This is a genomic window from Paenarthrobacter sp. FR1 (genome assembly GCF_051106045.1).
GTDB classification, from domain to species: Bacteria; Actinomycetota; Actinomycetes; order Actinomycetales; family Micrococcaceae; genus Arthrobacter; species Arthrobacter nitroguajacolicus_A.
On sequence record NZ_JBPFSF010000015.1, the window covers coordinates 1 to 10,345 of the forward strand.

Annotated in this window: 10 protein-coding genes and 1 riboswitch; of the genes, 2 read left to right on the forward strand and 8 right to left on the reverse strand. The window is 63.7% G+C overall.

The window, feature by feature from the left end; all coding sequences use genetic code 11:
• The 5 genes from ACR30Z_RS21160 to ACR30Z_RS21180 form a co-directional block, all read right to left on the reverse strand.
• A partial coding sequence (locus tag ACR30Z_RS21160; RefSeq protein WP_434374508.1) for a serine dehydratase beta chain occupies positions 1-434 on the reverse strand: 434 nt, incomplete at its 3' end.
• A 256-nt stretch (positions 435-690) separates the two neighbouring features.
• Positions 691-1,077: a glycine cleavage system protein GcvH gene (gene gcvH / locus ACR30Z_RS21165; protein ID WP_434374509.1), complete on the reverse strand. Its 387-nt coding sequence runs from the start codon at positions 1,075-1,077 to the stop codon at positions 691-693.
• Between the two features lie 99 nt (positions 1,078-1,176).
• Positions 1,177-2,310, reverse strand: coding sequence for a glycine cleavage system aminomethyltransferase GcvT (gene gcvT / locus ACR30Z_RS21170; RefSeq protein ID WP_434374510.1), 1,134 nt, complete (start codon positions 2,308-2,310; stop codon positions 1,177-1,179).
• 9 nt (positions 2,311-2,319) lie between these two features.
• The gene (gene gcvP, locus ACR30Z_RS21175; protein ID WP_434374511.1) at positions 2,320-5,166 is read right to left on the reverse strand and encodes an aminomethyl-transferring glycine dehydrogenase; all 2,847 of its coding nucleotides are present in this window, start codon (positions 5,164-5,166) and stop codon (positions 2,320-2,322) included.
• Positions 5,167-5,328: 162 nt separating this feature from the next.
• Positions 5,329-5,426: riboswitch (glycine riboswitch) on the reverse strand.
• Between the two features lie 92 nt (positions 5,427-5,518).
• Positions 5,519-6,058 (reverse strand): TetR/AcrR family transcriptional regulator, encoded by a 540-nt coding sequence (locus ACR30Z_RS21180; RefSeq protein ID WP_434374512.1) that lies wholly within the window; start codon positions 6,056-6,058, stop codon positions 5,519-5,521.
• A 74-nt stretch (positions 6,059-6,132) separates the two neighbouring features.
• On the opposite strand from ACR30Z_RS21180, the gene ACR30Z_RS21185 reads away from it, so the two are divergent.
• Positions 6,133-7,683 (forward strand): MFS transporter, encoded by a 1,551-nt coding sequence (locus tag ACR30Z_RS21185; RefSeq protein WP_434374513.1) that lies wholly within the window; start codon positions 6,133-6,135, stop codon positions 7,681-7,683.
• A gap of 70 nt (positions 7,684-7,753) precedes the next feature.
• Here the strand turns inward: ACR30Z_RS21185 and ACR30Z_RS21190 are convergent, their stop codons facing one another.
• A complete protein-coding gene (locus ACR30Z_RS21190) occupies positions 7,754-8,569 on the reverse strand; it encodes a sigma-70 family RNA polymerase sigma factor (protein WP_144652563.1) in 816 nt (271 codons plus the stop codon).
• 283 nt (positions 8,570-8,852) lie between these two features.
• On the opposite strand from ACR30Z_RS21190, the gene ACR30Z_RS21195 reads away from it, so the two are divergent.
• Positions 8,853-9,350: a hypothetical protein gene (locus ACR30Z_RS21195; RefSeq protein WP_144652562.1), complete on the forward strand. Its 498-nt coding sequence runs from the start codon at positions 8,853-8,855 to the stop codon at positions 9,348-9,350.
• Between the two features lie 99 nt (positions 9,351-9,449).
• Here ACR30Z_RS21195 and ACR30Z_RS21200 read toward each other — a convergent pair whose 3' ends face one another.
• Together ACR30Z_RS21200 and csrA are read right to left on the reverse strand one after the other, a co-directional pair.
• Positions 9,450-9,923: a hypothetical protein gene (locus ACR30Z_RS21200; RefSeq protein WP_434374514.1), complete on the reverse strand. Its 474-nt coding sequence runs from the start codon at positions 9,921-9,923 to the stop codon at positions 9,450-9,452.
• Positions 9,924-10,103: 180 nt separating this feature from the next.
• On the reverse strand, positions 10,104-10,343 hold the full coding sequence (csrA, locus tag ACR30Z_RS21205; RefSeq protein WP_144652560.1) for a carbon storage regulator CsrA: 240 nt from the start codon (positions 10,341-10,343) through the stop codon (positions 10,104-10,106).
• Positions 10,344-10,345 lie beyond the last annotated feature (2 nt).

A 10,345-nucleotide genomic window follows, 5' to 3' on the forward strand; every position in this document is an offset into this window, starting at 1 on the left:
TCATGCACGATGTTTCCCTCAGCATCAGCCACGGCGAACTTCATCCCGTTCGTATGCCGCGGCAACACCGTCAACGGATGCAACACCATATCCTCCACCGCATACGGCAACTCCACACCCCCACCCGAAGCCCCAGCAAGGTTCAGCACACCGCTCTCCGCAATCCCAGCCAGCCGCTCCTCCACCTCATCAGGCAGAATCAGCTCGGGGTGGTAACCCTCCAAGCCCAACAGCGTGGCCGTCATGGTCCCGTGACCACGCCCCGTCGCAGCCAACGACCCATACAAATCAACACGCAACGACGCCACCGAGCCCAGAACACCAGCGTCCTTCAACTCACCAGCAAACACAGCAGCAGCCCGCATCGGCCCCACAGTGTGGGAACTCGACGGACCAATACCCACAGAGAACAGATCGAAAACACCAACAGCCATGGTCGGGATCCCTTAATACAGCTTGAAACGGTCCGGCAGATGGTCCTGCCGGATGGCCTCCCCCGCTTGTGGCGGAAGACGACCGAAGCACGACGCCGGATGGCCCCCAAAGGCGGCTACCCGGCGTCGCAATACTATTCAGTTCTACAATCCCACGCTACGCCCTGCAGCCTCCGGTTCGGGGCCTTGCTGCAGAACATGCCGTGGGAACGGCACGGTCCGCAGTGAACCCCCGAATCGGACTCGGGCGCTGGAATTAGGAGAGGTCTCCGCCATTCTTGGAGGCGTATTCCTCGGCCGAGAGCAGCGGGCCCTCGGACTCAGCGGCAACCTTGAACAGCCAGCCGGCACCGTAGGGATCGTTGTTGATCAGGGCCGGGTCCGAAACAACGGCGTCGTTGATCTCCGTGACCTCACCAGTGACGGGCGAGTACAGGTCCGAGACGGACTTGGTGGACTCAACTTCGCCACAGGTCGCGCCTGCGGTCACAGTCGAACCGACCTCGGGCAGGTCAACGTACACGATGTCACCCAGTGCGTCGGTGGCAACCTCGGAGATACCAACGGACACGAGGTTTCCCGCGCCGCGGGAGACCCACTCGTGCTCGTCGGAGTACTGAAGTTCGGGCGCTACTTTGGGCATTCTGTTTCCTTTTCGTGTGGTGAATGAAAAACCATGGAGTTTTTGTACAGCTGATGCCCTCAAAGAGGCTTCATAAGGGCGTTATGTGTACAAAAACTCTTATTTGGTGCGCTTGTAGAACGGCAGTGCGACGACTTCGAACGGCTCGCTCTTACCGCGCAGGTCAATGTCCAGGGCGGTGCCAAGCTCAGTGTGCTCGACGTCAACATACGCCAACGCTACCGGGTAGCCGAGCGTGGGGCTGGGCTGGCCGGAGGTGACTTCGCCAACCACTGCGCCGTCCTTGAGGACTGGGTAGTGACCACGTCCGGCCCTGCGGCCCAGGCCTTTGAGGCCGACGAGCTTGCGACCACTGGTGGAGCCTGCGCCGTCTGCCTTCAGGGCAGCGAGTGCGTCCTTGCCGACGAAGTCGCTTTCTTTGGACAGTGCCACCACGGGTCCGAGCCCTGCGGCGAAGGGGTTTCCTTCGCGGGAGAGTTCGTTGCCGTAAAGAGGCATGCCGGCTTCGAGGCGCAAGGAGTCGCGGGAGGCGAGGCCGGCGGGGGTAAGCTCGCCTTCTTCTGCAGTCTCCGCGATGGCCTGCCACAGGGAGGCTGCGGAGTCGTTGGCCACGAAGATCTCGAAGCCGTCTTCGCCGGTGTAACCGGTGCGCGCCAACAGCAGTTCCTGGGTGCCGCCGTCGAACGTGAACCCGACCTCGACTGCCGCGTAGTACTTCAGCTCGGTGACCAAGGCGTGCTGCTCGGCGAGGATGAGGCGCAAGAGGATGGCTTCCGCGCGCGGACCCTGGACAGCGATCAGCGAGGTCTCGGCAGAGGCGTCCTTAACCAGGACATCAAAACCGGCCGCCCGCTCGGCAAGGGCGTCAGCCACAACTTTCGCGTTGCCGGCGTTCGGCACCACCAGGAACTTTTCCGGACCGCGCCGGTAGGTGATGAGGTCGTCGATGATGCCGCCGTCTTCCTGGCAGATCAGCGAGTACTTGGCTTTGCCCTCGGCCATGGCGGAGATCTTGCCCACCAGGGCGTAGTCGAGGAACGCGGCGGCCTCGGGACCGGTGACCCAAACTTCGCCCATGTGGGAGAGATCGAACAAGCCTGCGGACCTGCGGACTGCATGGTGCTCGGCCAGCTCGGAGGAGTACTTGAGCGGCATCTGCCAGCCACCGAAGTCGGTGAAGGACGCGCCGAGCTTCTTGTGCTCTTCGTAGAGAGCGGTGTAGTTCTCAGTCATGGCCAGTCCTTAGTTTTCGAAGTCTTCGATCGGCGGGCACGAGCAGACCAGGTTGCGGTCTCCTGCTGCGCCGTCGATGCGGCCGACGGGCGGGAAGTACTTGTCCTGCTTGAGGTGGTGGACCGGGAAGGCGGCCTGCTCGCGCGGGTAAGCGCGGTCCCAATCAGAAGTTACGACGGCGGCAGCCGTGTGGGGTGCCTTGCGCAGCGGCGAGTTCTCCACGGCGAAGTCGCCGTGGGCCACCTGGTCGATTTCCTTGCGGATGGTGATCATGGCTTCGATGAAGCGATCAATCTCCACGAGGTCTTCGGACTCGGTGGGCTCAACCATCAGCGTGCCGGCTACCGGGAAGGCCAGGGTGGGAGCGTGGAAGCCGAAGTCGATGAGGCGCTTAGCCACGTCTTCGGCGGTGACGCCGGTCTTTGCGGTCAGTTCACGGAGGTCCAGGATGCACTCGTGGGCTACGAGGCCACCTTCACCTGTGTAGAGCACCGGGAAGTGGTCGTTGAGGCGGGAAGCGATGTAGTTGGCGGCCAGCAGCGCGGACTTGGTGGCTTCGGTGAGGCCCTGGCCGCCCATGAGCTTTACGTAGGCCCAGGAGATCGGGAGGACACCGGCGGAACCGAATCGTGATGCCGAGATCGGGACGTCGTTGCCTTCGGTCCAGGATGCTGCGTCACCGGGCATGAACGGCGCGAGGTGCGCCTTGGCTGCGACCGGGCCAACGCCGGGTCCGCCGCCACCGTGCGGGATGCAGAAGGTTTTGTGCAGGTTCAGGTGCGATACGTCGCCGCCGAACTTGCCCGGCTGGGCCAGGCCCACGAGCGCGTTGAGGTTGGCGCCGTCGATGTAGACCTGGCCGCCGGCCTCGTGGATGGCATCGCAGACTTCGCGGACGTCGGCGTCGTAGACACCGTGCGTGGACGGGTAGGTGATCATGATGGCCGATAGGGCGTCGCGGTGGGCTTCGATCTTGTTCTTGAGGTCAACATGGTCGATGGTGCCATCGGGAGCTGTGGCCACCACCACGACCTTCATCCCGGCCAGCACAGCCGAGGCTGCGTTGGTGCCGTGCGCGGAGGCGGGGATGAGGCAGACGTTGCGCTGGTCGTCGCCGTTGGAGAGGTGGTAGCCGCGGATGGCCAGCAGGCCCGCGAGCTCGCCCTGGGAACCGGCGTTGGGCTGGATGGAGACTTGGTCGTAGCCCGTGATTTCGGTCAGCTGGGCTTCGAGGTCGCTGATGAGCTCACGCCAGCCCTCGGTCTGGGAATCCGGAGCGAACGGGTGGATGGAGGCGAACTCCGGCCAGGAAATGGCTTCCATCTCGGCAGTGGCGTTGAGCTTCATGGTGCAGGAACCGAGCGGGATCATGGTGCGGTCCAGCGCGAGGTCGCGGTCAGAGAGCTTGCGGATGTAGCGCAGGAGCTGGGTTTCGGAGCGGTGGGTGTTGAATACCGGGTGCTGCATGAACTCGCTGGTGCGCTCAACGGAACCTTCGAGTGCAAAGCCCTCAGCGGCTTCGGTGACCGAAGCGCCAAACACGCCCGCGACGTCGGCCACAACCGCCGCCGTCGTCGTCTCGTCTACAGAGATGCCCACCAAATCAGCGTCGACGCCACGCAGGTTGATGCCCTTGGCCTCGGCGGCGGCGACGATCTCTGCTGCCTTGCCCGGGACGCGGACGGTGATGGTGTCGAAGAACGAACCGTGGAGGACCTCGACGCCGGCAGCCTTCAGGGACGCTGCGAGCGTGCGGGCGTGGCTGTGGGCGGTCTCGGCGATCGCTTTCAGGCCTTCGGGGCCGTGGTAGACGGCGTACATCGAAGCGACGATGGCCAGCAGCGCCTGCGCGGTGCAGATGTTGGACGTGGCCTTTTCGCGGCGGATGTGCTGTTCGCGGGTCTGCAACGCCAAGCGGTAGGCGGGGACACCGGCGTCGTCCTTGGAAACGCCCACCAAGCGGCCCGGCATGGAACGCTCGAGGCCCTTCTGGACGGCCATGTAGGCGGCGTGCGGGCCGCCGAAGAACAGCGGAACACCCAGGCGCTGGGCGGAACCCACAGCGATGTCGGCGCCCTGCTCACCAGGAGGGGTGATGAGCGTCAGGGAAAGGAGGTCGGCGGCAACGGTGACCAGGGCACCGCGTTCCTTAGCTTCGGCAATGACGGCGGAGTGGTCGAAGACGCGGCCGGAAACACCGGGCTGCTGGAGGACGACGCCGTTGATGGCACCTTCCGGAAGGCCAGCGGAAAGATCGGCAACCTCAACCTCGAAGCCGAGAGCCTCGGCGCGCCCCTTCACGATGGCGATGGTCTGCGGCAGGCAGTCTGCGTCGAGCACAGTCTTGCCGTCCTGCACGGCCTTGTTCTTGTTGGCGCGGCGCATCATGAGGACGGCTTCGGCCACGGCGGTTGCTTCGTCCAGCAGGGAGGCGTTGGCGATCGGCAGGCCAACGAGGTCCTGCACCATGGTCTGGAAGTTCAGGAGTGCTTCAAGGCGGCCCTGCGAGATTTCGGGCTGGTACGGGGTGTAAGCGGTGTACCAGGCCGGGGATTCAAGGATGTTGCGGCGGATGACCGGCGGGGTGACGGTGTCGTAGTAGCCCTGGCCGATCATCTGGACGGCCGTCTTGTTCTTGGAGGCGAGCTTGCGCAGCTCGGCAAGGACCTCAACTTCGCTCAGCGCGTTCTGCAAGGTGAGGGCGACGTCCTGGCGGATGTCGTTCGGAACGGCGGTGTCGACCAGCGAATCGACGGTGTCGTAGCCGACGGACTTGAGCATGGTCTCAATGTCGGCCTGGCGGCGGGCGCCGATATGCCGATCGACGAAGGTGGTGGAGGCAGAACTAACCGTCACGAAGGAACTCCAATACTTGGGCGGCGTTGGGTACGCCACAGTGGCTCGGGTTCCTCCCCGCTCTGTATTGGACCTGAGAGTTTCCGCGCGTTGTTTGAACAAACACGCTTGCACCGTCGGTGAGCACAACGTCCTGGGACGTCTGCTGCTTTCCAGAGTTGCCTCGCCGCGGCGGTGCGTGGGCCTGAGAGATTCCTGGGGAGGGTTTGCTCCTACGGCGCCTGCATCACGTGCTTGCAGGACTCTCCCGCCGCAGATCAAAGGCATGTTCAGTTGTACGCGGCCCCGATCAGGGCAGGCCACAAGGGTTAATTGTCCTACGCGGCGGGCGCCGCCGCAAATGGATGTCCCGCTACTTCCGCAGGCGGTCCAAGACTCCCAGCAGGATCTCGACGTCGGCCTCCCGCCCGGCGTTGCCGTCTCCCTGACCGCCCTCAAACATTGCGTTGAAATACAGGCCGTCGCCCATGTAACTGACGGCCTTCGCGACTTCCGGGCCAACGTCCTCCGCCAGGACGTCCAGCCACTGTTGCTGGATGCCGGCGAACCTGCGCCTGGTCTCTTCATGGGCTACCTCGGCCAGGCGGGTGGCGGCTACGAAAGCGCGGTCCATGGGAGTACCGGCCCATAGCGAGGAGCGGATGAAGTATGCGGCTGAACCGTCCGGCGCAGCCTTCATCTGTTCGATGTCTTCCTTTGCCAACAGATCCAGGCGCTCCAACAGGGCGCCGATCAGGGCTTCCTTGTTGGGGAAGTGGTAGAGCAGCCCACCCTTGGACACCCCTGCCCGCTTGGCGACGGCGTCAAGCGTGGCGGCGCGCTCCCCTACCTCGATAAGGAGGGCTTCGTAGGCATCCAGGACGGCGTCCCGGGCAACTGGTTTTCGTGGCATGTGTACATCATTCCCTAAAGGCTTGCTGGGGGACCTATTTGAAACTATACCGTCTGGACGGTACAGTAAGAACCATGTTCTCGCCGTCCTCAACCCAAGCACCCCGTTCCGCTCAGCCCACCAAGGGCCCGGCAGCACCGTGGCGCGACTGGACGGCCCTTGCACTCCTGATGTTCCCGGTGCTGCTGGTGGCCGTCGACAACACCGCGCTCACGTTCGCCCTGCCGGAAATTGCCCGCTCCCTGGACGTAGGTGGCGTGCAGCTTCTGTGGATCGTCGACGCTTATCCGCTGGTGCTGGCCGCACTCCTCGTCTCCATGGGCAACCTCGGCGACAGGGTAGGACGACGACGGCTGCTCCTGATCGGCAGCACCGGCTTCGCGGCGGTTTCGGCTGCTACGGCGTTCGCGCCTTCCGCTGAATGGCTCATAGCCGGCCGCGCCGCCCTTGGCGTCTTCGGCGCAATGCTGATGCCGTCCACGTTGTCCCTGATCCGGAACATCTTCACCGATCCCAACCGGCGCCGGCTCGCGATCGCAGTCTGGGCTGCCGGCTTCTCCGGAGGCGCTGCCTTGGGCCCGATCTTCGGCGGTTGGCTGGTGGAACACTTCTGGTGGGGCGCCGTCTTCCTGGTGGCAACCTTCCTCCTGCTGCCGCTCCTCGCCTTTGGCCGGGTCCTGATTCCGGAGTCCAAGGACGCCAACCCGGGCCGCGTGGATGTGCCGAGCATTGCCCTGTCGGTGTTCACCATGGCGCCGTTCGTCTACGGCATCAAGGAATTCGCCGTCCACGGATTCGGGGCATCCGCCGCAGCCTTCATGCTCTTCGGATTGGTGATGGGTGTCCTCTTCGTCCGTCGGCAGCAGAGGATCGACAACCCCATGCTGGACGTCAGCCTGTTCAAGAACAAGGTCTTCAGCACGGCAATCGTAGCCAACGTGCTGTCCCTGTTCTCCATGACGGGCTTCATCTACTTCTTCGCACAGCACCTGCAACTGGTGGAGGGGCAGTCCCCCATGGAGGCAGGTATCGCCATGATTCCGGCACTCTTGGCAACAGTGATCGCAGGTCTGCTGGTGGTGCCGTTGGTCAAGCGCGTGCGGCCAGGATTCGTCGTGGCCGGCGGACTGACGCTGAGCGCCGTGGGGTACCTGATTGCCGTCGTGGGCGACCACGGCAGCGGCCCGGTCTTCCTGCTGTCAGCCCTGACGGTACTGGCCGTGGGTGTGGGTGCAGCGGAGACCATCTCCAACGACCTCATCCTTGCATCCGTTCCGGCAGCCAAGTCCGGCGCGGCATCGGCCATCTCCGAGACCGGCTACGAGCTGGGTTCACTGCTGGGAACGGCCGTGCTGGGCTCCATCCTCACCGCGTCCTACCAGCACAACCTCATCATTCCGGACGGCGTCTCCACCGAAGCCGCAGGGAAGTCCGGGGAAACACTGGCAGGCGCTGTTGATGCAGCCTCCGCGCTCCCGGCTCCTTTGTCGGAAGCACTCACCGCCGCCGCCCGGGTCGCTTTCGAATCCGGCGTCCACATCACTGCGGCGATTGGGCTGGTCCTGATGGCTGGAGCGGCAGTGCTTGCCGCCGTCGTACTCCGGCGTGTGCCGAAGGCGCAGTAGTACTGGTGCCAAAAACCGAAAGGCCGGGTCGCTCAGCGGCCCGGCCTTCCTTTGCCTGGACGGCGCTGTTCTAGACGGCGCTGTTGAGCGAAGTGCCCAGGCCCAGGCCGCGGGTGATCCCTCCGGTGGTCGCCGTGGCCAGCGCGGAAAGATAATCATTCCGACGCCGCGCGGTGATCCTCGATTCAGGTTCGAAGACCTGATCCGGCGTGTCGGCGTAGTGGGCGGCCAGGCCGTCGCGCATGAGTCGGATTCCCTCGGCCCGCTGCTGCGACACTGCGGCATGGGTGGAACCCAGCTCCTCGGCGAGCTCCTTAACGGACCGCCCAGCCAGGTAGATCTCCTGGATCACGAAGCGCATCTTTTCAGGCAAGGCCTCGACGGCGGCCCGAAGGTACTTGATGCGCTCGTCGGCCAGGACGGAGTGTTCCGGCGATTCAGCAGTCGACGCCACAGTGTCCACCACAACCTCGTCGAGCGAGGTCAGGGTCCGTGCAGCATCGGCCATGGCTGCCTCGACGTAACTGCGCTCGACGCCCAGGGCCGAGGCCATCTCGGCAACGCTCGGTCCCCGTCCCAGCACACCCGTTAAGGTCTCCTGGATAGCCAAAGTTTCCTTGATTCGTTTGCGCGCTGAGCGGGTGGCCCAATCGCCGGCCCGCATTTCGTCCGCGAACGCCCCTACGATCCGCCGGCGGGCAAACGCGCCGAACGGAACACCCAGGTCCGGGTCGAAGGAATCAGCTGACGTAATGAGCGCCACGGAGCCAACAGAAGCAAAATCGTCGCGCGACAAATGCGAGGCGCGCGCGCAGAGGTCAGAGACCAAGTAACCAACGAGCGGAAGGTGCTGCAACACCAGCTCGTTGCGCTGTTCGCGATTCAAAAGTGAGTCCCCCCATGAGACCGGATTATTGAGTTGCAAGGACCTGGGATGCGTAGTTCCGAAAGGACGCTTAGAGACCAATCGCAGCGACGTTATGGGACTTCATTCAGGTATGTGTTCAGTGAACATACCACCTGAAATCGACTCTGCGTGTACGCTCAACTGAAGTAAACATAAACCCTGCCAAATCGTGATTTTGGCGGGCCATAAAACGAATTGGGGAACCGTGGGGGCGGACGAGCTATCGGCAACGCTGTGGCGCGAGCGAAGGCAACTTGATTTCTTGCTTTTCCTGCTCGAAACGCAGCTCCTGCATCTCCGGGCAGGCAACTGGCACCGGCTGAACTTCACTGCGGCCGAGCTCGAAAAAGTCCTCGAAAATCTCCGGTTTGAGTCCTTGGCACGCGGAGTCGAAGCCTCGGCCCTTGCCTCCGAATGGAAAGCTCCGGACCGCTTGACGCTTCCAGCCCTCATTTCGATCGCACCGCCCGGCATGTGGCCCGAACTTCTCGAGGATCACCGACGCGGAATGACTGCATTGCTGGGGGAGATTGACCACGCCGTTGCGGCCAATGTCTCGCTGCTGCAGGGGCCTTTGGGCTCCGGTACGGTCTCCCAGAGTCCGCAGCTCGACGCTGGTCCTGACCTGGCTGGCTCCGATGGTTTTGGTGGTTCTGACGATCTGGCGCTCCTGGCTCGAGATGCGAATGTCCACCGCGCGATCGCTGCGGTACAGGGTGCCACCCTGCCGACGCTCCGGGACTTCCTGGGGCTGGGCTAGCTTCCGGGCCATCCCCCTCTCACATCCCGCCCCCTTCTGCCGGACGCTCTCTCACATCCCGCCCCCTTCTGCCGGACGCTCTCTCACATCCCACTGCCTTCAGCCGGCACCGGCTCGGAATAGAACGTAGGCTGCAAGGAACAACACGGCGGCTCCAACGATGAGGTCAGTCCAGGTGGCCAGCGCTTCCTTGGCGTTCTTATTCTTCTTGGGTACGTGCATGATGCCCGCGATGAGAAGGAAGGCGCCGCCGGCAAGCCCCGAGGGAAGCGCCCAACCCGGTACCAGTGCGAGAAGACCCGCGAGCCCCATACCCACGTTGGCCATACCTAGTTCCCGGGTCAGTTGCTTTTCCTGGACCGTCGGGATGGGGGCACCGAGGATCGCAGCGGTCGGCCCCTTGCCCGAGACCTGCGCTACGCCCGCAACAACCAGCCGTGTGCCGACACCCCAAAACACCCACCATTTGCCGAATACCAAGACAGGATCGCCGCCATTGATGGCGAGTTCGAAGCTGGCGGCGACGATGGGCAACGCGACCGTTTGTGCGATGACCAGAATGAAGTAGCCCATGGACTCCAGCCCCTTCGACTTCCGCCTGAAAGCCCCAGAATAGCGAGTACGTTAATGCCAGTCGACGGGACGTGAAAGAGCGACCACCAAAAGGCGACAGGACGTGAAAGAGCGACCACCAAAAGGCGACGGGACGTGAGCGAGCGTCCACCAAAAGGGGGCGGGACGTGAGAGAGGGTGCTAGGCGGAGGGAGCAGGGGGACGGAGGGCGGCCAGGAGCTCTTCGGCGTCGGGGCCGGCCTGGGTTGCGGCAAGGTTGGCTGCGGCTATCGCTTCCACTACCTCGCTCCGTTGGATGGACACACCACGGGGCGCTTCGATTCCGATCCGAACACCGTCGCCACGCCCTTCCATGACGGTAATGACAATGTCATCGCCAATCATGATCTTCTCGCCCGGCTTACGCGTCAGTACCAACATGC

Excerpts from the sequence above, each read along its gene's own strand:
- ACR30Z_RS21200 (WP_434374514.1), bottom strand. The coding sequence starts at position 9,923 with ATGGGCTACTTCATTCTGGTCATCGCACAAACGGTCGCGTTGCCCATC.
- ACR30Z_RS21180 (WP_434374512.1), bottom strand. The coding sequence starts at position 6,058 with ATGCCACGAAAACCAGTTGCCCGGGACGCCGTCCTGGATGCCTACGAA.
- gcvT (WP_434374510.1), bottom strand. The coding sequence starts at position 2,310 with ATGACTGAGAACTACACCGCTCTCTACGAAGAGCACAAGAAGCTCGGC.
- ACR30Z_RS21185 (WP_434374513.1), top strand. The coding sequence starts at position 6,133 with ATGTTCTCGCCGTCCTCAACCCAAGCACCCCGTTCCGCTCAGCCCACC.
- csrA (WP_144652560.1), bottom strand. The coding sequence starts at position 10,343 with ATGTTGGTACTGACGCGTAAGCCGGGCGAGAAGATCATGATTGGCGAT.
- gcvH (WP_434374509.1), bottom strand. The coding sequence starts at position 1,077 with ATGCCCAAAGTAGCGCCCGAACTTCAGTACTCCGACGAGCACGAGTGG.